Annotated in this window: 17 protein-coding genes and 1 tRNA gene; 9 read left to right on the top strand and 9 right to left on the bottom strand. The window is 66.5% G+C overall.

The window, feature by feature from the left end; translation table 11 throughout:
* Positions 1 to 12: 12 nt before the first annotated feature.
* Positions 13 to 1428 carry a sigma-54-dependent transcriptional regulator gene (locus IFT71_RS10055; RefSeq protein ID WP_031439238.1) on the bottom strand — a complete coding sequence of 472 codons (1416 nt, stop codon included), beginning with the start codon at positions 1426 to 1428 and terminating at the stop codon, positions 13 to 15.
* Positions 1429 to 1635: 207 nt separating this feature from the next.
* Here IFT71_RS10055 and IFT71_RS10050 point away from each other — a divergent pair, with 207 nt between their 5' ends.
* The 7 genes from IFT71_RS10050 (at position 1636) to IFT71_RS10020 (ending at position 7297) form a co-directional block, all read left to right on the top strand.
* Positions 1636 to 1758, top strand: a complete 123-nt coding sequence (locus tag IFT71_RS10050) for an aa3-type cytochrome c oxidase subunit IV (protein ID WP_031396100.1) — start codon at positions 1636 to 1638, stop codon at positions 1756 to 1758.
* A 4-nt stretch (positions 1759 to 1762) separates the two neighbouring features.
* A complete protein-coding gene (locus IFT71_RS10045) occupies positions 1763 to 2884 on the top strand; it encodes an NAD(P) transhydrogenase subunit alpha (protein ID WP_056406884.1) in 1122 nt (373 codons plus the stop codon).
* Positions 2885 to 2953: 69 nt separating this feature from the next.
* A complete protein-coding gene (locus IFT71_RS10040) occupies positions 2954 to 3247 on the top strand; it encodes an NAD(P) transhydrogenase subunit alpha (RefSeq protein WP_031394789.1) in 294 nt (97 codons plus the stop codon).
* A gap of 28 nt (positions 3248 to 3275) precedes the next feature.
* Positions 3276 to 4709, top strand: coding sequence for an NAD(P)(+) transhydrogenase (Re/Si-specific) subunit beta (locus tag IFT71_RS10035; protein WP_056673591.1), 1434 nt, complete (start codon positions 3276 to 3278; stop codon positions 4707 to 4709).
* 100 nt (positions 4710 to 4809) lie between these two features.
* The gene (locus tag IFT71_RS10030) at positions 4810 to 5760 is read left to right on the top strand and encodes a hypothetical protein (protein ID WP_192140632.1); all 951 of its coding nucleotides are present in this window, start codon (positions 4810 to 4812) and stop codon (positions 5758 to 5760) included.
* Positions 5761 to 5835: 75 nt separating this feature from the next.
* Positions 5836 to 5911 (top strand) — tRNA-Val (locus tag IFT71_RS10025).
* A 66-nt stretch (positions 5912 to 5977) separates the two neighbouring features.
* On the top strand, positions 5978 to 7297 hold the full coding sequence (locus IFT71_RS10020) for a M20/M25/M40 family metallo-hydrolase (protein ID WP_192140630.1): 1320 nt from the start codon (positions 5978 to 5980) through the stop codon (positions 7295 to 7297).
* Positions 7298 to 7319: 22 nt separating this feature from the next.
* On the opposite strand, the gene IFT71_RS10015 is transcribed toward IFT71_RS10020, so the two are convergent.
* The 4 genes from IFT71_RS10015 to IFT71_RS10000 all read right to left on the bottom strand — a co-directional run bounded on the left by IFT71_RS10015 (position 7320) and on the right by IFT71_RS10000 (position 12212).
* On the bottom strand, positions 7320 to 9755 hold the full coding sequence (locus IFT71_RS10015; protein ID WP_192140628.1) for a hypothetical protein: 2436 nt from the start codon (positions 9753 to 9755) through the stop codon (positions 7320 to 7322).
* 52 nt (positions 9756 to 9807) lie between these two features.
* Positions 9808 to 11112 carry a nicotinate phosphoribosyltransferase gene (gene pncB / locus IFT71_RS10010; RefSeq protein ID WP_192140626.1) on the bottom strand — a complete coding sequence of 435 codons (1305 nt, stop codon included), beginning with the start codon at positions 11110 to 11112 and terminating at the stop codon, positions 9808 to 9810.
* A 21-nt stretch (positions 11113 to 11133) separates the two neighbouring features.
* Positions 11134 to 11793, bottom strand: a complete 660-nt coding sequence (locus tag IFT71_RS10005) for a dTMP kinase (protein WP_192140624.1) — start codon at positions 11791 to 11793, stop codon at positions 11134 to 11136.
* A gap of 140 nt (positions 11794 to 11933) precedes the next feature.
* Complete coding sequence (locus IFT71_RS10000; protein ID WP_031439230.1) at positions 11934 to 12212, bottom strand: chorismate mutase; 279 nt, start codon at positions 12210 to 12212, stop codon at positions 11934 to 11936.
* Between the two features lie 101 nt (positions 12213 to 12313).
* Here IFT71_RS10000 and IFT71_RS09995 point away from each other — a divergent pair, with 101 nt between their 5' ends.
* Positions 12314 to 13342, top strand: a complete 1029-nt coding sequence (locus IFT71_RS09995) for a polyprenyl synthetase family protein (RefSeq protein ID WP_192140622.1) — start codon at positions 12314 to 12316, stop codon at positions 13340 to 13342.
* 78 nt (positions 13343 to 13420) lie between these two features.
* Here IFT71_RS09995 and IFT71_RS09990 read toward each other — a convergent pair whose 3' ends face one another.
* From IFT71_RS09990 to mutS, 3 genes are all read right to left on the bottom strand, one after another.
* Positions 13421 to 13849, bottom strand: coding sequence for a glycine zipper 2TM domain-containing protein (locus IFT71_RS09990; protein ID WP_192069485.1), 429 nt, complete (start codon positions 13847 to 13849; stop codon positions 13421 to 13423).
* Between the two features lie 52 nt (positions 13850 to 13901).
* Positions 13902 to 14870: a cation diffusion facilitator family transporter gene (locus tag IFT71_RS09985; RefSeq protein WP_244654859.1), complete on the bottom strand. Its 969-nt coding sequence runs from the start codon at positions 14868 to 14870 to the stop codon at positions 13902 to 13904.
* A 127-nt stretch (positions 14871 to 14997) separates the two neighbouring features.
* Complete coding sequence (mutS, locus tag IFT71_RS09980; protein WP_192141232.1) at positions 14998 to 17577, bottom strand: DNA mismatch repair protein MutS; 2580 nt, start codon at positions 17575 to 17577, stop codon at positions 14998 to 15000.
* 151 nt (positions 17578 to 17728) lie between these two features.
* Here mutS and IFT71_RS09975 point away from each other — a divergent pair, with 151 nt between their 5' ends.
* Entirely contained in the window at positions 17729 to 19987 is a 2259-nt protein-coding gene (locus IFT71_RS09975) for an NADP-dependent malic enzyme (protein ID WP_031394701.1), read from the top strand.
* 160 nt (positions 19988 to 20147) lie between these two features.
* On the opposite strand, the gene IFT71_RS09970 is transcribed toward IFT71_RS09975, so the two are convergent.
* Positions 20148 to 20936: an SDR family oxidoreductase gene (locus IFT71_RS09970; protein WP_159512323.1), complete on the bottom strand. Its 789-nt coding sequence runs from the start codon at positions 20934 to 20936 to the stop codon at positions 20148 to 20150.
* Positions 20937 to 21022: the final 86 nt, after the last annotated feature.

Genomic DNA, 21022 nt, shown 5'->3' with positions numbered 1-21022 from the left:
CGTCGCCTAGGGTCAGGCGACGTTGTCGATCCCAAGCTCCGCGAGCTTGCGGTACAGCGTCGACCGCCCGATCCCGAGCCGCCGCGCGACCTCGGTCATCCGCCCGCGATAATGACCGATGGCCAGCCGGATGAGGTCCGACTCGATCTCCTCCAGCGTGCGCAGATGGCCGTCGGCACTGAACAGCGTCACCCCGCCGCCACCGGCCGCGGTCGCGGGCTCGGGCCGGCGACGGCTGCCCAGCGCCGCGATCTGCGGGAAATCGGCCCGCGTCAGCGCGTCGCTCTCGCACAGCACCGCGGCACGGAAGAGCGCATTCTGCATCTGCCGGACATTGCCCGGCCAGTCATATTGGACCAGCAGCGCCAGTGCATCGTCGGTGATCCCGAGCGGGCGCAGCCCCGGTTGCTGCGCGATCCGCGCGAGCAGGTGGCGGGCAAGCGCCGGGATGTCGCCGGTCCGCTCGCGCAGCGGCGGGATCGTCACCTGCACCGCGTTCAGCCGGTAATAGAGGTCCTCGCGAAACCGGTCCGCCTCGACCTCGTCGATCAGCGTCGTGTTGCTCGCGGCGATCACCCGGACATCGACCTGCTGCGGATGCCGCGCACCGAGTGCATGGACGTCGCCCGTATCGAGCAGATGGAGCAGCTTGATCTGCGCGTCGATCGGCATCGCGCCGATCTCGTCGAGGAACAGCGTGCCGCCGTCCGCCTCGCGAAACCGGCCGATCTTGCGCTCGAACGCGCCAGTAAACGCGCCTTCCTCGTGGCCGAACAGCTCGCTCTCGACAAGATTGGCAGGGATCGCGCCGCAATTGACGCTGATCATGGGGCGTTTGGCACGCGGCGACGCCGCATGGATCGCCTCGGCCACGACCTCCTTGCCGACCCCGCTTTCGCCTTCGAGCAGGATCGCGACGCGGCCGCGCGCGGCCTTGGCGGCGATCGCCAGCGCGGCGCGGAAATCGGGCGACGAGCCCACGATCTCGTCGAAGGCGAGCAGCGCGGGGATCTTCTCGGTCAGCGGGCGCAGCTCGCCCGCGGTCGTGCCGGCGACGACCGCGTCGAGCGAGGCGAGCAGCCGGTCGGGCGCGAGCGGCTTGACCAGGAAGTCGGTCGCGCCCGCGCGCATCGCGTTCACCGCATGCTCGACCGATCCGTTCGCGGTCAGCATCAGGATCGGCAGTGCCGGGCGGCGATTGCGCAGCTCGGCGATCACCGCCGATGCGTCCTCATGCGGTGCGGAATGGTCGAGGATGATCGCGTCGAGCTGCATCCCGTCCTGCGTGCCGAGCGTGGCGATCGCCATCTCGCCGTCGCTCGCGAACACGGTCCGCCAGCCGCCACGCGACGCCAGTGCGGACACCAGCCGCCGTTGTGCAGGCTCGTTGTCGATCAGTAATAGCAGGCGCTGCCCGTTGCGCGTCATGGCGAATCCTGTCCCGTTTGCGGACAGTCTTTAGCCTTTTCAGGTAAAGGGCGACTTAAATATCGCTTTGGAGCGGTTGCGAAGTGCTCCGATCGTGCCGCCGCGGCTGCACGACGGCGTGAAGCCGGGGTTTGGAAGCGCGGGGGTTGAGGCTGGGGCACCGGCCCGATAAGGTCGCACCGATAACAGAATGGCGAGGGACGGATCATGGCGGACGATGCAAACATCAAGGGTCATGCTGCGACCTATGACAGCGTCATCGGTGTGATGAAGATCGGCGCGATCGCCTGTGCGGTGATCGTCGCGATCGTCATCTGGCTGATTTCCTGATCCGATGAAGATCGCCGTCCTCAAGGAGCAGGTGGACGGCGAGCGGCGGGTTGCCGCGACGCCAGAAACCGTCCGCAAGTTCGTCGCGCTGGGCGCGACGCTCGCGGTCGAGGCGGGGGCCGGCCAGTCCGCGTCGATCGCCGACGCCGCCTATGCCGATGCGGGGGCGAGCGTCACCGACCGGGCGGCGGCGATTTCGGGTGCGGACATCGTGCTCGGCGTGCAGGCGCCGGATCCGGCAACGCTGGCGGGCGCCGCGCCCGGCGCCTGGGTCGTCGCGAGCTTCAATCCCTTTGGCGAGCGCGCCCGGGTCGATGCCTATGCCGCGGCGGGCCTCGAGGCGCTGGCGATGGAGTTCATGCCGCGGATCACGCGCGCGCAGTCGATGGACATCCTGTCCTCGCAGTCGAACCTGTCGGGCTACAAGGCGGTGCTCGACGCCGCGGCCGAATATGGCCGGGCCTTTCCGATGATGATGACCGCGGCGGGGACGATCAGCGCCGCGCGCGTGTTCGTGATGGGGGTCGGCGTCGCCGGGCTCCAGGCGATCGCGACTGCGCGCCGGCTCGGGGCACAGGTCTCTGCCACCGACGTCCGCGCCGCGACGCGTGAACAGATCCAGTCGCTCGGCGCGAAACCGATCTTCGTCGAAAGCGTCGCGGGGATCGAGGGTGAGGGGACGGGCGGCTATGCGGGCGAGATGAGCCCCGAATATCAGGCCGCGCAGGCCGAGCTCGTCTCCGGGCACATCGCCAAGCAGGACATCGTCATCACCACCGCGCTGATCCCCGGCCGTCCCGCGCCGCGGCTGATCTCGGCCGCGCAGGTCGCGAGCATGAAGCCCGGCTCGGTGATCGTCGATCTCGCGGTCGAACAGGGCGGCAATGTCGAGGGTGCGGTCGCGGGCGAGATCGTCGAGGTGAACGGCGTCAGGATCGTCGGCCATCGCAACGTCCCCAGCCGCCTCGCTGCCGACGCCAGTGCATTGTTCAGCCGCAATTTGTTCAACTTTCTCAGTGCCTTCTGGGACAAGGAGACGGGGCGGCCGGTGCTCGATGCCGAAATCGGCGACGCGATCCGCCTGACCCGCGACGGCGCGGTCGTCAATCCGCGTTTGCAGCCATGACCCGGCACGATACAAAACCCCGTTTGCGTCTCAACATTCGCAACATTCGCGGGGCTCAGGAGGGCTGAGATGGACTTTATCGCGATCCTGTCGATCTTCGTCATGGCCTGCTTTGTCGGCTATTATGTCGTCTGGTCGGTGACGCCTGCGCTCCACACGCCGCTGATGGCGGTGACCAACGCGATCTCCAGCGTGATCATCGTCGGCGCGCTGATCGCGTCCGCCGCGGCGGGATCGCCGGTCGCGAAATATCTCGGGCTGCTCGCGGTCGTGCTGGCGAGCGTCAACATCTTCGGCGGCTTTGCGGTCACCGCGCGGATGCTGGCGATGTACAAGAAAAAGGAACGGCCGGTCGCCAAGTGACCGTCACGGATCCGAGGGGAACTGAGTGATGCATGACGTAGCCGTGAACCCCTGGGTCGCGCTGGCCTATCTCGTCGCCGGCATGTGCTTCATCCTCGCGCTGCGCGGCCTGTCGAGCCCGGCGACGAGCCAGCGCGGCAATCGGTTCGGCATGATCGGCATGACGATCGCGGTCGTCACGACGCTGGTCACGCACCTCAACGTCGGCATCTGGGAGATCGTCGTCGCGATCGGCATCGGTGCCGCGATCGGGCTCGTGACCGCCCGGCGGATCGCGATGACCGCGATGCCGCAGCTCGTCGCCGCCTTCCATTCGCTGGTCGGGCTTGCCGCGGTGCTGGTCGGGGTCGCGGCCTATCTGAACCCGCAGGCATTCGGGATCTCGGACCTGATGATCCCGCTGCTTGGCGATCCGGTCGCGATCATCCGGCCGGTCAGCCGGATCGAGCTGGGGCTGGGCGTCGCGATCGGCGCGATCACCTTCTCGGGCTCGGTCATCGCCTTCCTGAAGCTCAACGGCAACATGGGCGGCAAGCCGATCATGCTGCCCGGTCGCCACGTCATCAACATCGCGCTGCTTGCCGCGATCCTCGGGCTGATCGCCTATTTCGTCACCAATCAGGAGCCGTGGATCTTCTGGACGATCACGGCCCTGAGCTTCGTGATCGGCTTCCTGCTGATCGTGCCGATCGGCGGCGCCGACATGCCGGTGGTCGTCAGCATGCTCAATTCCTATTCGGGCTGGGCGGCGGCGGCGATGGGCTTCACGCTCCACAACACCGCGATGATCATCACCGGCGCGCTGGTCGGCTCGTCGGGCGCGATCCTCAGCTACATCATGTGCCGGGCGATGAACCGCAGCTTCATCAGCGTGATCGCCGGCGGTTTCGGACAGTCCGCCGATGCCGGCGGCCCCGCGGCCGCCAGCGACCGCCCTTGGAAGCGCGGCTCGGCGGAGGACGCCGCCTTCCTGATGAGCCAGGCCGAACAGGTCGTCATCGTGCCCGGCTACGGCATGGCGGTCGCCCAGGCGCAGCACGTCCTGCGCGAGATGGGCGACAAGCTGAAGGCGGAAGGGGTGCGCGTGAAATATGCGATCCACCCCGTCGCGGGGCGCATGCCAGGCCACATGAACGTCCTGCTGGCAGAGGCGAACGTGCCCTATGACGACGTGTTCGAGCTTGAGGACATCAACAGCGAATTCGCGCAGACCGACGTGGCCTTCGTGATCGGCGCGAACGACGTCACCAATCCGGCGGCCAAGACCGACAAATCGTCGCCAATCTATGGCATGCCGGTGCTCGACGTCGAGAAGGCGAAGACGGTGCTGTTCATCAAGCGGTCGATGGGCGGGGTCGGCTATGCCGGGGTCGACAACGACTTGTTCTATCGCGACAATACGATGATGCTTCTGGCGGATGCGAAGAAGATGGTCGAAGACATCGTCAAGGCGCTCGACTGACGGCGTCCGCCTGTCCGCCGGATCCGCCGAGAACCGACCCATTTGGCGTGTGAATCCGGTACGATCCATGGCCTAATCGCGTTTGGCGGGGGATGCGGCAATGACGGCGATCGACGCGCTATCGGCGGACATACGCTATGATGGCGGTGCCGCTGCGGTTCTGATTTCGGACCTTGGCGGTGCGGGGGCAGGGGATCGGCTCGCGACCGCGCTGGACGCGCTGGGCGGACGCCTGATTGCCCGGATCGACTGGCACGTCCCGCTCGATCGGTCCGCGACACCGCGTATCATTCTGGTCGATACGGTGGGGATCAACGCGCCGCTGCTCGCCGAGCGGATGGCGCAGATCGTGGGCTGGGCCGCCGATACCGATGCTGCGCTGGTGGTCGCGCTGCGGGCGGACCAGATCGACGCGATCACCGCGCTGACGCTTGGCGGTGCGACATCGCTGCTCGTCGATCCCGGGATCGGCGAGTGCGTGGCCGCGGTGGCGATCGCGATCGAACGATCGCGCCAGCCTGCTGGGGTCTTCGACGTCACCCGCGAAAGCGACGGGGCCCGGCTCGAGCGTCTGAGCGCGGAGGTCGGGCGCATTGCCGAGGCGCTTGCCCGGCTGACACAGGCGGATCATGATCGACCGTCCGATCCCCCGGCGATCGTCGGCGATCGATCGGTCGCCTATCAGGCGGCACCCGGGGCGACGCAACACGACGCGACCGACATTCGACGCGCGATCCGCGCGCGGCGCCTGCGCGACCAGTTTTTCGGCGGCACGCTGTTCGAGGATCCGGGTTGGGACATGCTGCTCGATCTCTACGCCGCCGATCTCGAGCGGCGCCGTGTGTCGGTGTCGAGCCTGTGCATCGCCGCGGCCGTCGCGCCCACGACGGCGTTGCGCTGGATCGCACGCATGACCGATAGCGGGCTGTTCGAACGCCAGCCCGATCCGCATGATCGCCGCCGCGCCTATATGGCGCTGTCGCCGCCCGCGCGCGACGCAATGCGTGGCTATTTCGGGGCAGTCCTGCGCAACGAACTGCGGATCGCCTGAACGCATGTGCTTTGGGGCTTGCCCCGACGCCGCAGCTTTGGCATCGGACCCTCACCTCAGGGCCTCATCCCGAGAGGGCGCTTAGCTCAGCTGGTAGAGCGGCTCGTTTACACCGAGTAGGTCGGCGGTTCGAACCCGTCAGCGCCCACCATATCTCCCGACACTGGACGCGGCGGTCGAACCCCGCTTTCATGCTGCCAAGGGAGTTGAGACGCTTATGGCACGACAGAAATTCCGGTGGGTCGCAACGGTGGCCGGGGGTATCCTTCTGGCAGGGGCGGCACAGGCTCGCCTCACGCCGGCGGAGATGCGGGCGGTCGCGACCGTCGATGCCGAGCACGAGCGCTCGATCGGACTGCTCAAGACGCTCGTCGACCAGAATAGCGGCACGATGAACCTCGCAGGGGTCGCCAAGGTCGGTGCGATGGTCCGTGCTGAGCTCGAACCACTCGGCTTTGCGGTGACCTGGAAACCGATGCAGCAGACGCAGCGGGCGGGACATCTGATCGCGCGGCACCCGGGCAAGCCTGGCGCCAAACGCCTGTTGCTCATCGGTCATCTCGACACCGTTTTCGAGCAGGATTCGCCGTTTCAACGGTTCGAACGCAAAGGCGAGAGCGCGACGGGGCCAGGTGCGGGCGACGACAAGGGCGGGATCGTCGTGATGCTGTCGGCGCTGCGCGCGATGAAGGCCGCCGGCCTGCTGGACGCCGCCGATATCGAGATCGTACTGACCGGCGATGAGGAAGATGCGGGCGACCCGGTGGCGATCGCGCGGGGCGATCTGATCGCAGCGGGCAAGCGCGCCGACATCGCGCTCGACTTCGAAGGCCTGTCGGTCGTCGAGGGTCGCGACATGGGATCGATCGCGCGACGGTCGTCGAACGGATGGGTGCTGACCACGTCGGGCAAGACCGGGCATTCGTCGCTGATCTTTTCGGACGCCTATGGTGACGGCGCCATCAACGAGATGGCCCGGATCCTGGCGGCATTTCGCATGGATCTGCCCGAACCCAACCTGACCTTCAATACGGGCGTGGTCGCGGGCGGTGCGACGGCGGCGCTCGACAGCGACGGCGTCCGGGCGAGCGCAACGGGCAAGGGCAATATCATCCCTGCAACCGCGGTCGCCCGTGGCGACTTCCGAACCCTGAGCGAAGATCAGACCATGCGGGTCCGTGCGAAGATGGAGCGGATCGTCGCGGCGCATGCGCCCGGTACGAATGCGACGATCCGGTTCGAAAGCGGGTATCCCGCCATGCCGCCGACGGCGGGAAATCGCGCGCTGCTCGACCGGTTGAATCTGGTCAATCGCGACATGGGATTCCCCGAGATGGCGGCGCTCGATCCGCTCAAGCGGGGTGCGGGCGACATTGCGTTCGTCGCGGGTGACGTCGACGGGCTGATCGGGCTCGGAACCGCGAGCAGCGGCGATCATGCACCGGGGGAGACGGTCGACCTTGCGAGCATTCGCCGCCAGGCCAAGCGCGCCGCGATCCTGATGGCCCGCCTCTCACGCGAGCCAAAGGATCGGTGACAAGGCTCTACGCCTCGCTGGGCTAGCGGTCGACGAGGTTCGGCTTGGCGGTCGCAAAGACTGAATCGTCGTCGCGCAGCTTGAGGAACAGCGTGTCGGTCGGACGCGGAATTGCGACCGTACTGGCGGTATAGCCGTCGGGAATTGCCGCAGCGCCGGTGAACTGCGCGTCTCCGCCAACCGCGGCGAGCAGATACAGCGCGTCACCGGTCAGCAGGCAGCGCGGCGCGCCCTTGTCGCATGTCACGCCCGTGATGGTCGGCAGGCGGACAAGGGTGACGAGTGGCGCCCAGTCGCTTTCCACACCGTCCTGCAGGAGGCGGTATCGCAGCGGGCCATAGGCCGATACGCCCAGCGCCTTGGCCGGTTCGATCGTCGCAATTGCGACTTGTGCGCTCTGGACGCGGTAGCCGTTCGCGGCGGCGATGACCGTCGACGCGCGTCCGTCGACCGTGGCGATCTCGACCTGTTCGCGCCCGCTGAAACGGGTCGCCCCCGCGCCGCGGATTGAAAAGGTCAGGCTGGCATCGAGCGGCATCACGGTGCTCGACGGCAATGTGATCGGCAGCGACGCTGCGTGCGCCGCCGGGGCGATGGTCTTGTCGATGAGTGTGACCGAAGGCCGCGCTAGAGCGACATGCACGGCGACCGGCAGCACGCGCCCATCTTTCAGCGTCACCCGCCCGGATCGATCCTGGCCTGCGGTCCAGGCGGCGACCGGAGCAGGCGTGTCGACCGTCATGACGCGTTCGTCGGCCTTGCCGGTCCGTACCACCGCACCAGGGCTGAATACCGCGCCATCGACGCTCAGCGAGGCGACGGTGTCGAGCCGCGTGCCCGTCAGGACACCGTAGAGATCGCCGGCGTGCAGCGTGAACGCGTCGATCCGCCCCGTCTCGGTCAAGGCCGTCAACGCGATAGTGTCGACGTCTGCGATTCCTTGCTGGCGGATAAGCAGGTTGAATTGCCCCGCCGCGATCTGCGCCTTCGGGATCGTTGCGGTGATCCGGCCATCCGGCAATGCGGCCCATTTGAGCGGCTCGGTCGTGCCGGACGTGCGGGCGAGTGCGATGTCCTCGACACAGGCGGCTGCTCCGCCCTCGATCGTCAGGCTGTTATCGCGTCCGGCGATCACCGTGGTGCCCTCGATCGCGCGCCAGCTGTTCGCGCGCGGACTCTGGATGCGAAAGCGTGGACCGTCGAACGGGGTGAAGCCCCATACGCCGTGAAGCGTGGCGTCAAAACCGGCTCGCAGGTCGCCGCCGTCACTGCCCGGGCCGGCGAGAAGGAAACCCCCGCGTTCGACATCGGCGCTGACCGGCAGATCGAGCGTGCTGCCGTCGGCCCGCGTCACGCGGACCGCCATGGCATGCGCGTAGCGCGTGGCATAGATCAGCGGCGCGCCTTCGACCGGAAGCAGCACACCTTCTCGTGCTCGACACAGCGCGCGACCGGGCGCGATCGTGCGCAGCGGTGGCGGCTCGGGCGCCTCGATCGCCGGAAGTGCCGCGACCATGACCGACTTGGGCTTTGCAAAAGAAGGCGCCGCGTTCAGCAACAGTGACAAGCGCGACTCTGCCGCGCGGCCGAGGGCGGGGATATACTGGAACTGGGTCGACTGGAATGCGCCGAAAATCCGGGCAAGATCGCGAACGACACCGATATAGGAGCTGTAATAGCCGTATCCGGCCTCGGGTGTTGCGGCGAGTTGCAAGGCCAGATCGGTGGGGGCGCCGACGAGGGTTTCGGTCAGCGATGCGCTGTGACTGTCGGCCAGCAGTAGCGAGCTCCGGCTTTGCGTCAGGCAGGCCGCCTGAAGATCGATCGCCTGTTCGAGGCATTCGGCCTTGAGCGTGATCGACAGGCTGCGGGTCAGGACGGGTGATACGGTCTCGATGCGTTCGGGATGCGTGCGCTCGAGGCGGTGGATCGAATCCAGAAACGTGTCGAGCCGCGCGCGGTCGAGCGACGCCTGATTGAGTTCCTGCGAGGCGCGGACGAACGCGCCGGGCTGTTTGCGGACGGCGTCGACGATCGAGTCATAACCCCCGCCGGTTTCCGGGGCGAGAAAGAGGATCAGCTGGCGTGCGCCTGCGGGCACGGTCAGGTCGAGAGTGTTTTTCTTCCGCTCCCACGTCTTGGCCTGCGTGAACCAGTTTTTGGGGGGCGGATTGGTCGCGCCGCGCAGGAATGCGGCCACCAGCAGGTAATGGACACCCTGATCACGGGGTAAATCCGCACTCACCGTGATCCGGTCGCCTTCGCTGAGATTGGGCACTTGCCCGATCGGCAACGTCGTCGCGCCGTGCGTCACCATGACGTTCAGCGCCGGACCAGACAGGTCGAAGGCCGCCGGGTCGGCCTGGGCCGGGGTAAGGGGAAGCAGCGCGGCGAAGAGCAGCGCGATGCGTCCCGACCGGGTAATCGACGCGCCGAGGGGGAATCGCGAAACAGCCATGGGCGCTACCCGTGGCGGCAGGGCATGGCCATTTTAGGGCGGTCGCACGGGTCTAGACCGCGACCTTCGCGTTCGTGCGGCCCTCGTCGCCGAAGATTTTCAGGTACCGGGCAATCTCGCCCGGATCGCCGGTCGCCTTGGCTGGATTGTCCGACAGCTTGACCGCCGGGCGTCCATTGGCCTGCGTCACCTTGGCGACCAGCGAGATCGGCTCGAGTCCGGCCATGCCATCGGGGTCGCACCCTCGGAAGTCGTTGGTCAGATTAGTCCCCCAGCCAAAACTCATCCGCACCCGGCCGTGGAAATGCCGATAGGTCTCTTCGATCGTGTCGACATCCATGCCGTCCGAAAAGATCAGCAGTCTCGTTTTAGGGTCGCGACCCTGTGCCTTCCACCAGGCAATGATCGCTTCGCCACCGGCGATCGGCGGCGCACTGTCGGGGCGGAAGCCCGTCCAGTCGGCGACCCAGTCGGGCGCGTTGGCGAGGAAGGCGCTCGTTCCGAACGCGTCGGGCAACGCGATCAGCAGATTGCCGCCATAATGGCGTCGCCAGTCATCGAGCACCCGGTAGGGCGCATCCGCTATCCCCCGGTCGTCGTCGGCCAATGCGGCATAGACCATCGGCAATTCATGCGCGTTGGTGCCGATGGCTTCCAGATCGTTATCCATCGCCAGCAAGACGTTCGACGTGCCGATGAAACGGCTGCCAAGCCCTTCCTTGAGCGCCTCGACGCACCAGCGTTGCCACAGGAAGCCATGGCGGCGGCGCGTGCCGAAGTCGGACAGGACCAGATCGGGCAGATCCCTAAGTCGTTCGACCTTGTCCCATAATTTGGCCTTCGCGCGCGCATAGATCACGTCGAGCGCGAAACGTCCGCGATCGCGGACCGCCGCGCGCGCGCGCAATTCATTGATGATCGCAAGCGCGGGGATTTCCCACATCGTCGTTTCCGCCCAGAAGCCCTCGAAGCGCAGTTCGAACTGTCCGTCGACGGTCCGCAGCTCGTATTCGGGCAGCCGGAAGGCGGCGAGCCACTGCAGGAATTCGGGCGCAAACATACGATCCTGGCCATAGAAGCTGTTCCCCGCGAGCCAGATCAGTTCCTTCTTGCCGAACCGCACTGTACGCGCATGATCGAGTTGCGCGCGCAGTTCGCCTTCGTCGATGATGTCCGCCAGCCGCACGCTCGTCGTGCGGTTGATCAGGGTAAAGGTCGTCTGCACCTTGGGATGCAGGTGACGGATCATCTGCAACATCAGCAGCTTGTAGAAATCGGTATCGAGCAGGCTGCGGACGATCGGATCGAGCCGGAAGCCGTGATCATAGGTACGCGTGGCAATATCGGTGACGGCCATGCCGATCTCCTTCCGGGGCGTTCAGCGCAGCAATGCAACAATATCGCGTGCAATGTCCGCTGGCAGTCGCGAAGCGCCGGCCTCGACCGTCGATACGGTCGCCCAGCGGCCGAGCAGCCCTGCCGCCGCCATCGCGGCATAGTTGACGCGAACGCGGTCCTGGAGCCCGGTATCCGCTTCATACGCGTCGAACGCATCGTCGGTATAGGATCGCTTGCGCTTCTGGCGGATCAGCCCGCGTGCAATGTCTGCCGGCGTATCGAGATAGACGGACAGATCAGGCGTCGGCAGGGCGAAGCTGCGCGTCTCGAGATTCGCGATCCAGGCCATCATCGTATCCGCCTCGTCGACGGGCACCTGCGCCGCCTGATACGCCATGTTCGACGCGATATAACGGTCGAACACGACGACGTCGTTCGCCGCCATCGTCGCCATCAGGTGATCGCGCGATTCCATCCGGTCGAGCGCGTAGAGAACGGCGGCGGCCTTTGGCGACGTGCCGCGTGGCAGCGTGCCCGCGAGCATCGCCCCCAGGGCCCAGCCGCCGACTGTGTCCGTGTAGCGCGGGAACGAAATGACCGCGGCGCTGCGCCCGGCGGCCTGCAACTGCTCGACGACCAGTGCGGAGGCCGTGGCCTTACCGGCGCCGTCGGCGCCTTCGATAGCGAGGAGGAAGCTCATCGCGCTCCCCTAACCGACCGGCGCGTGCAGGTCGATAAAGCTGTGCTGACGCAAATATACGGGAAGTGCGGCCTGGCGGAGATGTCGGCCGCCCTTGGCGATGCCGTGAACCTCTCAATCGGCCACCACTGCCGAGCGTGTCATTCGCAAAGCTTTTGGTGGTGGCGGATCACCTCGTCGATGATGAACCGCAAAAACTTTTCGGAGAATTCCGGATCGAGCTGGGCTTCCTCGGCAAGCCGACGCAACCGCGCAATCTGACGCTCTTCACGTCCGGGATCGGCGGCCGGCAGCCCATGCTCCGCCTTGTGCCGGCCAACCGCCTGCGTCACCTTAAACCGTTCGGCAAGCATATGAATCAGTGCCGCATCAATGTTGTCGATGCTCTGGCGATAGCCGCTCAGCAGGTCGTCGGGCATCGTGTAACCTCCACCTATTGCCGTCGCCTGCCTTTTGGTGAGGGTTTGCCGAGCCGGCAAGGGTTGCTTTGCGAGGCGGTAGCCGTCAGAGGCACGGGCAGATGAGCGCCACCGTCCACCGCCTCGACTCCCCTCGTTCGAATCCCGGGCCACAGCCTTCGCTGGACCCGATGGTCAAGCTCGTCACCACCGACATGGACCAGGTCAATGCGGTGATCGTCGCGCGCATGACCTCCGATATTCCGTTGATCCCCGAACTGGCGGGTCATCTGATCGCGGGCGGGGGCAAGCGGATGCGCCCGATGCTGACGCTCGCGAGTGCACAGCTGCTGGACTATGCCGGGACGCAGCATCACCTGCTCGCGGCAGCCGTCGAATTCATCCACACCGCGACGTTGCTGCATGACGACGTCGTCGATGGCTCCGACCTGCGGCGTGGGAACCGCACCGCGAACATCATCTGGGGCAATCCTGCGAGCGTACTGGTCGGCGACTTCCTGTTCAGCCGCAGCTTCGAACTCATGGTCGAGGCGGGCAGCCTGAAGGCGCTCAAGATCCTCTCATCGACCAGCGCAGTCATCGCCGAGGGCGAGGTCAACCAGCTGACGGCGGCCCGCCGCGTCGATCTGGGCGAGGAGCGCTATCTCGACATCATCGGCGCGAAGACCGCGGCGCTGTTCGCTGCCGCCTGCCGAATCGCTGCCGTGGTGGCCGATCGGCCCGAGAATGAAGAGGCGGCACTCGACGCCTATGGCCGCAACCTCGGGATCGCCTTCCAGCTTGTCGACGACGCGATCGACTATGTCTCGGATGCGGATACGATGGGCAAGGATGCGGGCGACGATTTCCGCGAAGGCAAGATGACCCTGCCGGTGATCCTCGCTTATGCGCGCGGATCGGTCGAGGATCGTCAATTCTGGAAGGATGCGGTCGAGGGGCGTCGCGACACCGATGCCGACCTGCAGCATGCCGTGCGTCTGATCCGGGCAACCCGCGCGATCGACGACACGTTTGCGCGGGCGCGGCATTATGGTCAGCGGGCGATCGATTCGATTGCGGGCTTTGCCAGTGGCGAGGCGAAGGACGCGATGATCGAGGCCGTCGAGTTTGCGGTGGCTCGCGCTTATTAAGTTCAACCGGCTGAGGCAGACACAATAACGGCGGCCGATCGCTCGGCCGCCGCATCTTCGTTTACCGAGCAATAAAGCTCAGCGGCACTTGACGTTACCGCGGTCGACCGACCGTCCGAGCAGTGCGCCGCCACCGGCACCCGCCAGCGTTCCGAGCGTGCCGCCGCCGATCAGATTGGCAAGAACGCCACCACCGAGCGCGCCGATCACAAGCCCGGTCGTGCCATCGTTGCGCTTGCAATAGGCCCGGCCATCGTTGCCGCGATAGATGCGATCATTGCGGCCGAGACGACGCTCGCGGTAATTGCCGTTCTGATAGCTGCGCGACGGATCCCAGTTGCGATCGTCACCGCGCCAATTGCGGTCGTTGCCGCGGCGCGAATCATTCCCCCGGCGGTCGTCATGGCCCCGGCGGTCGTCATGACGCTGAGCGGCGGCTTCGACAGGCACCATTGCGGGGGCGACGACGGCAACGGACATGAGCGCAGCGATAAAATGCTTCTTCATCGGGTATTACTCCAGAACTATACTAGGATAACCCCCGCAACGCCCCAAAGGTTCATATCACCGCGTGGCGCGTCATCGAGCATGGCTGACCGTCGCCCGTCTCGACCTGCAACGTGGCATGGCCGATCCCGAAACGCTCCTGCAGCATCGTGCGGGTGGAGGTGAGGAACGGATCGCCGGGATGGCCGCCCGGCATGACCAAGTGCGCGGTCAGGACGGGCTCCGTCGTGCTCATCGGCCAGATGTGCAGATCATGGATCGCCGTCACGCCGGGCAGGGTGCATAGCGCCTCGTCGACCTGGTCGAATTCGATCCCGCGCGGCACCGCAGACAGCGCCATTTCGACGGTCTCACGCAGCAATCCCCAGGTTTGCCAGAAGATCAGGACCGCGATGACGATGGAGACCGCCGGGTCGATCCATGAGATCCCGGTCTGCCAGATCAGCACGCCCGCGATCACGACCCCCGCCGATACCAGCGCGTCCGCGGCCATGTGCAGATAGGCGCCACGGATGTTGACGTCCCCCTTGCGACCGCGCGCGAACATCCAGGCGGTGATCGCATTCACCGCGATGCCGATCCCGGCCACCATCGATACGGTCAGGCCCGCCGTGGGCGTTGGGTCTGCGAAACGCTGTGTCGCCTCGAGCAGGATCGCCCCGAGCGCGACGAGCAACAGCAGCGCATTGGTCAACGCGGCAAGGATCGTCGACCCCTTCAGCCCATAGGTAAAGCGCTTGGTCGGCTCGGTTCGCGCGAGCATCGTCCCCCCCCAGGCGACGACCAAGCCAAGTACATCGGATAGATTATGCCCGGCGTCCGCGAGCAGCGAAACCGAGTCGATCCGCAATCCGACCAAGGCTTCAACCGCGACAAACGCCACGTTGAGCCCGATCCCGATCGCAAACGCGCGGTCGAACGATGCCGGCGCATGGCTGTGTGCATGTCCGTGGCCATGTCCCGCATGCCCGTGTGCATGCCCGTGCCCGTGTCCCGCATGCCCGTGCCCGTGTCCGCTCAAAGCCCATGCTCCAATGATTCGGCCGGCGCGTAGCATTCGTATTGCATGTGATACTAGGACGCCGCGCGATGGGATTGCAGACCGGGGGCAAGTATCGACGATACTGTGGTTTTCGCCGGGTTTGCGCTCAGCCCTCGGTCGCGAGCGCCTTCAACCGGTAGAGCGCGTCGAGCGCGTCGCGTGGGCTCATCGCATCGATGTCGAGCTTCGCCAGGTCTTCGCGCAGCACGTCGCAGGCCACCTCCTCGATCTGCGCGGCGGCCGCGAACAGCGGAAGATCATCCAGCCCCGCCGCCAGACCGCCAGTTTTGGCACGCCCGGCTTCCAGTTTGGCAAGCACCGCTTTCGCACGCTGCACAGTGACCGGCGGCATGCCAGCGAGGCGCGCGACGGCCAGGCCGTAGCTGCGATCCGCCGGCCCGTCGGCGAGTTCGTGGAGCAGGACGAGTTCGCCCTTCCACTCGCGCGCGCGCACATGATGCAGCGACAGCGCCTCGCAGCGTTCGGCGAGCCGGGTCAACTCATGATAATGCGTCGCGAACAGACAGCGGCACCGATTGTCCTCATGGATCGCCTCGACCACGGCCCAGGCGATCGCGAGGCCGTCATAGGTGGAGGTGCCACGACCGACCTCGTCGAGGATCACGAAGCTCCGCGGCGTCGCCTGTGCGAGGATGGCGGCGGTTTCGACCATTTCGACCATGAAGGTCGAGCGGCCGCGCGCGAGATTGTCCGACGCGCCGACGCGACTGAACAATCGGTCGACGAGACCCAGCGTGGCCTTGGTCGCCGGCACATAGCTTCCGGCCTGCGCCAGGACCGCGATCAGTGCGTTCTGGCGCAGGAAGGTCGATTTGCCGCCCATGTTCGGGCCCGTGACGAGCCACAGTCGCGAGGATTCCGACAGGTTGCAGTCGTTGGCGACGAACCGGTCGCCAGACTTGGCGACGGCGGCCTCGACGACCGGGTGCCGGCCTCCCTCGATCTCGAAACAGGCATGGTCGACCAGGATCGGGCGCGACCACTGCCCCTCGGCCGCGCGCTCGGCCAGAGCGGCTGCGACATCGAGCCGAGCGAGCGCGTCGGCGGTCGCGGCAATTGCCTCGCGGCCGGCGAGCGCCCGTGCGGTAAGATCCTCGAGATGGGCCGACTCCGCTGCCGTGGCATGCGCACCCGCCTGCGACACCTTCGTTGCGACATCGTGCAGCGCGGGCGTGTTGAAGCGTACGACACCTGCGAGCGTCTGGCGGTGTGTGAAACCGCTGTCGGGCTTCATCAGCGAATCGGCAGCCCGTGCAGGGACTTCGACATGATAGCCGAGCACGCCATTGTGCCGGATCTTGAGCGCGGACACGCCGGTCGAGGTGCGAAACTCGGCCTCCAGTGCGGCGATCGCGCGGCGTCCCCCAGCGCCGGTATCGCGCAGGTCGTCGAGGGCGGCGTCATATCCCGCCGCGATATACCCCCCGTCAGACGCTTCGATCGGTGGCGATGGTACCAGCGCACGCTTGAGTAGGTCGATCAGGCTGCCATGCCCGCGCAACAGCGGTGCGACGTCGCTGAGCAGGCGCGGCGGATCGGTAAGTGCATCGAGCCGCTCCCCCAGGTTCCAGGCGCCGTCGAGACCGTCGCGCAACTGGCCAAGATCGCGCGGTGATCCTCGACCCGCGGCGAGGCGGCCGAGCGCCCGGCCGATGTCCGGCAGCGCGCGCAGCGTCGCGCGCAACCGTTCGCGCAGCGCCTGATCGTCATGGAACAGCCGGACAAGGTCGAGCCGCGCGTCGATCGCGGCCTTGTCCATCAGGGGCGCTCCGAGATCGGCACCGAGAAGCCGCGCACCGGCACCGGTGACGGTACGATCGACCGCGTCGAGCAGGCTTCCCTTGCGGACGCCGCCGGTGGTGCAGGTCAGTTCGAGGCTTTCCCGCGTCGCGGCGTCGATCGCCATCACCTGTGCTGCCCGCCCGATTCGCGGCGGCCGCAGGAAGGGCAGCGCGCCCTTCGCATTATGTTCGAGATACGCGATCAGACCGCCCGCCGCGGCCAGTGCGGCCCGCCCGAACTGTCCGAAGCCGTCGAGGGTCGCGACGCCGTAGATCCGCTTGAGCCGTGCCTCGCCCGCACCGCTATCGAAATCGCTCCTGGGGCGCAGCGTCGTGGCGGCCTCTGCGAAACCGCTCGCCTCGGCGACGACGATCTCGGCCGCGGCAAGTCGCGCAAGTTCGGCCCCGATCGCGTCATCGGCGACGTCGATGACCTCGAACCGGCCGGTGGACACGTCGGCCGCGGCAATCGCGACGGATCCCCCGGCTTCACCGATCGCCACGCACCAATTGTCGCTGCGCGCGTCGAGCAAGGCTTCCTCGGTCAGCGTGCCCGCGGTCACGACGCGCACGATCGCGCGGGCGACCAGCGCCTTCGATCCGCCGCGCGCCTTCGCCTCGGCCGGGCTCTCGACCTGTTCGGCGATCGCGACGCGGTGCCCGGCCTTGATCAGTCGCTGGAGATAGGCGGTGGCCGCGTGGACTGGTACGCCGCACATCGGGATCGGCTTGCCCTCATGCTCGCCGCGGGCGGTCAGCGCGATGTCGAGCACCGCCGCGGCGATGCGCGCATCGTCCATGAACAGCTCGAAAAAATCGCCCATGCGGTAGAACAGCAGGCAATCCTGCGCCTCGGCCTTGAGGCCGAGATACTGCGTCATCATCGGGGTAGCGGCGGGAGTGGACATCGGCGCGGGGTAGCGAAAACCGTCCGCACGTCCAATAGCACTGCGAAGGGTTCCCAAGGGGTGACGAACAGCCACGCGTTCCGTAAAGGCAGGGGCTCCCCCTGCAGATACCCCCGAGGCCCCGCTTATGTCCGACGACAATAATCTCCAGTTCTCCGAACGCGAAGCGCTGCTGTTCCATTCGGAAGGCCGTCCCGGGAAGCTCGAGATCATTGCGTCCAAACCGATGGCGACGCAGCGCGACCTCGCGCTCGCCTATTCGCCCGGCGTGGCGATTCCGGTGCAGGCGATCGCCGACGATCCCTCGACCGCCTATGACTATACCGCCAAGGGCAATCTGGTCGCGGTGATCTCGAACGGGACCGCGATCCTCGGCATGGGCAATCTCGGCGCGCTTGCGTCGAAGCCGGTGATGGAGGGCAAGGCGGTACTCTTCAAGCGCTTCGCCGACGTCGATTCGATCGACATCGAACTGAAGACCGAGGATGTCGATCGCTTCATCGACGCGGTCGAGCTGATGGAGCCGACTTTCGGCGGCATCAACCTCGAGGACATCAAGGCGCCAGAATGCTTCATCATCGAGCAGACGCTGCGCGAGCGGATGAATATCCCCGTATTTCATGATGATCAGCACGGCACGGCGATCATCTGTGCAGCCGGGCTGATCAACGCCTGCCTCGTGACCGGGCGCAAGCTTGGCGACATCAAGCTGGTCGTCAACGGCGCGGGCGCGGCGGCGATCGCGTGCACCGAGCTGATGAAGGCGATGGGCGTACGGCCCGACAACGTCATCATGTGCGACCGTACCGGCGTGATCTACCAGGGTCGCGACGATGTGAACCAGTGGCAGTCGGCACATGCCACGACCAGCAGCGCGCGGACGCTGACCGAGGCGCTGGTCGGCGCGGACGTGTTCCTCGGCCTGTCGGCGGCAGGCGCGCTCAAGCCCGAGATGGTCAAGGACATGGCGGCCGCGCCGATCATCTTCGCGATGGCCAATCCCGAGCCCGAAATCCGCCCCGAACTGGCGATGGCTGCGCGCCCCGACGCGATCGTCGCGACGGGACGGTCGGATTATCCGAACCAGGTCAACAACGTGCTGTGCTTCCCGTTCATCTTCCGCGGTGCGCTCGACGTCCGCGCGACGGGGATCAACGACGCGATGAAGATCGCCGCGGCCAATGCGATCGCCGAGCTGGCGCGCGAGCGTGTGCCCGAGGAGGTCGCGCTGGCCTATGGCGTCAGCCACAGCTTTGGCCCCGCCTATATCATCCCTGCGCCGTTCGATCCGCGGCTGATGGAGGTCGTTCCCGTCGCGGTCGCCAAGGCGGCGATGGCATCGGGCGTCGCGACCAAGCCGATCCTGGACATCGAGGCGTATCGCCAGTCGCTGCGCGCGCGTCTCAACCCGACCACCTCGGTGCTATCGATGGCCTATGAGGGCGCGCGGGCGCATCCCAAGCGCGTCATCTTCGCCGAGGGCGAGGAAGAGGTCGTGCTGCGGGCGGCGATCGCGTTCAAGGAGGGCGGCTATGGTACGCCGGTGCTGGTCGGCCGCGACGACGTGCCCGACCGGTTGCGCGCGCTGGGCGTCACCGACCCCGAGAGCTTCGAGCTGCACAACAGCCGCGTCTCGCCGCTCGTGCCAAAGATGGTCGAGCTGCTCTACGCCCGGCTCCAGCGTCGTGGGTATCTGCGGCGCGACTGCGAGCGGATGGTGAACCAGGATCGCAACATCTTCGGTGCGCTGCTGCTGCAGCTCGGCGAGGGCGATGCGATGATCACCGGCATCACGCGTACCTATGGCGAGACGATGCGCCAGATCTACCGCGTGATCGATCCGGCCGCGGGCAAGACGCCGTTCGGTATCCATCTGCTTGTCGGGCAGAGCCACACGGTGTTCATCGCCGACACCACGGTCAACGAACGTCCGACCGCCGAACAGCTCGCCGATTTCGCCGAGCAGACCGCGGCGGTCGCACGTCGCATGGGGCATGAGCCGCGCGTCGCGTTCCTGAGTTATTCGAACTTCGGCAATCCGAAGGGCGAGTGGCTCGACAATATCCGCGACGCGGTGACCGTGCTCGACGGTCGTCAGGTCGGGTTCGAATATGAGGGCGAGATGGCGCCGGACGTGGCGCTCAACCCGAAGCAGCTGGCGAACTATCCGTTCGCGCGGCTGTCGGGGCCGGCGAACGTGCTGATCATGCCGGGTCTTCAGTCGGCGCATATCTCGGCCAAGCTGCTGCGCGAGCTGGGTGGCGATTCGGTGATCGGGCCGATGTTGATCGGCATGGAGAAGCCGGTGCAGGTTGCGCCGATGACAAGCACGGCGAGCGAGTTGGTGACGCTGGCGGTGCTCGCGGCGGGTGGGATTGCTCGGTGAACTCTCCCTCTCCCCTTGGGGGAGAGGGAAGGGGCCCGCGGCACTTGCCGTGGGAAGGGTGAGGGTTTTGAGGCTCGGACGGCGCGTCCCAACCGCCCCTCACCCTCCCACCGCTTCGCGGCGGGCCCCTCCCTCTCCCCCGGGGGGGGAGGGGCTTTGCTTAGGCGTCGATGCTGGTGCCTAGCGAGGCGTGGACGAGGCCGCCGTCGACGGTAATGGTTTCGCCGATCACGTAATCGCCGGCGCGGCTCGCGAGGTAGATCGCGGCGCCGGCCATGTCCTCGTCGACGCCGACCCGCTTAGCGGGGATCCCTTGCGCAACCGCGTCGCCGTGATCGCGGGCCGCCTTGTTCATGTCGCTGGCGAACGCGCCGGGGGCGATCGAGGTGACGTTGATCGAATCGGTCACGAGCCGCGCGGCCATGCGCTTGGTCAGGTAGATCAGCGCCGATTTCGACGCGTGATAGCTGTAAGTTTCCCACGGGTTTAGGCGCTGGCCGTCGATCGAGGTGATGTTGATGACCTTGGCCGGCCGATCGCGCGATCCTGACGCCTTGAGCGCTGCGTGAAGCGCCTGGGTCAGGAAGAAGGGCGATTTGACGTTGAGGTCCATGACCTTGTCCCAGCCAACTTCCGAAAACTCCTCGAACGGCACGCCCCAGGCCGCACCCGCATTGTTGACGAGGATGTCGAGCCGGCTCTCGTGCTCGGCGAACTGCGCCGCGAGTGCCTTGCAACCGGCGACGGTCGAGACGTCCTGCGGCAGCGCGATGCAGTTGGGGCCGAGTTCGGCCGCGGCGGCTTCGCAGACATCCGCCTTGCGCGACGAGATATAGACCTTCGCGCCCTGCGCGATGAAGCCCGCCGCGATCATCTTGCCGATGCCGCGGCTGCCGCCGGTGATCAGCGCGACGCGGCCGTCGAGACGGAACAGGGTGGTCGTATCCATGCGGCATCCTCCAGAGATTTTTGCGACTGGTATCGCCGCGCGGCCTGCGCCGCAAACCCGTTTTTCGAATCGGCATGGTTTGACGA

The organism is Sphingomonas sp. CFBP 13733 (assembly GCF_014841795.1).
In the GTDB taxonomy this organism is placed as follows: domain Bacteria; phylum Pseudomonadota; class Alphaproteobacteria; order Sphingomonadales; family Sphingomonadaceae; genus Sphingomonas; species Sphingomonas aerolata.
Note: the sequence above shows the minus strand (reverse complement) of the source record. Positions and strands in the feature narration are given on the sequence as shown.

Bases quoted from the DNA above. Each gene is read 5' to 3' on its own strand.
- IFT71_RS10055 (WP_031439238.1), bottom strand. From the start codon at position 1,428: ATGACGCGCAACGGGCAGCGCCTGCTATTACTGATCGACAACGAGCCT.
- IFT71_RS10050 (WP_031396100.1), top strand. From the start codon at position 1,636: ATGGCGGACGATGCAAACATCAAGGGTCATGCTGCGACCTATGACAGC.
- IFT71_RS10045 (WP_056406884.1), top strand. From the start codon at position 1,763: ATGAAGATCGCCGTCCTCAAGGAGCAGGTGGACGGCGAGCGGCGGGTT.
- IFT71_RS10040 (WP_031394789.1), top strand. From the start codon at position 2,954: ATGGACTTTATCGCGATCCTGTCGATCTTCGTCATGGCCTGCTTTGTC.
- IFT71_RS10035 (WP_056673591.1), top strand. From the start codon at position 3,276: ATGCATGACGTAGCCGTGAACCCCTGGGTCGCGCTGGCCTATCTCGTC.
- IFT71_RS10030 (WP_192140632.1), top strand. From the start codon at position 4,810: ATGACGGCGATCGACGCGCTATCGGCGGACATACGCTATGATGGCGGT.
- IFT71_RS10020 (WP_192140630.1), top strand. From the start codon at position 5,978: ATGGCACGACAGAAATTCCGGTGGGTCGCAACGGTGGCCGGGGGTATC.
- IFT71_RS10015 (WP_192140628.1), bottom strand. From the start codon at position 9,755: ATGGCTGTTTCGCGATTCCCCCTCGGCGCGTCGATTACCCGGTCGGGA.
- pncB (WP_192140626.1), bottom strand. From the start codon at position 11,112: ATGGCCGTCACCGATATTGCCACGCGTACCTATGATCACGGCTTCCGG.
- IFT71_RS10005 (WP_192140624.1), bottom strand. From the start codon at position 11,793: ATGAGCTTCCTCCTCGCTATCGAAGGCGCCGACGGCGCCGGTAAGGCC.
- IFT71_RS10000 (WP_031439230.1), bottom strand. From the start codon at position 12,212: ATGCCCGACGACCTGCTGAGCGGCTATCGCCAGAGCATCGACAACATT.
- IFT71_RS09995 (WP_192140622.1), top strand. From the start codon at position 12,314: ATGAGCGCCACCGTCCACCGCCTCGACTCCCCTCGTTCGAATCCCGGG.
- IFT71_RS09990 (WP_192069485.1), bottom strand. From the start codon at position 13,849: ATGAAGAAGCATTTTATCGCTGCGCTCATGTCCGTTGCCGTCGTCGCC.
- mutS (WP_192141232.1), bottom strand. From the start codon at position 17,577: ATGATGACGCAGTATCTCGGCCTCAAGGCCGAGGCGCAGGATTGCCTG.
- IFT71_RS09975 (WP_031394701.1), top strand. From the start codon at position 17,729: ATGTCCGACGACAATAATCTCCAGTTCTCCGAACGCGAAGCGCTGCTG.
- IFT71_RS09970 (WP_159512323.1), bottom strand. From the start codon at position 20,936: ATGGATACGACCACCCTGTTCCGTCTCGACGGCCGCGTCGCGCTGATC.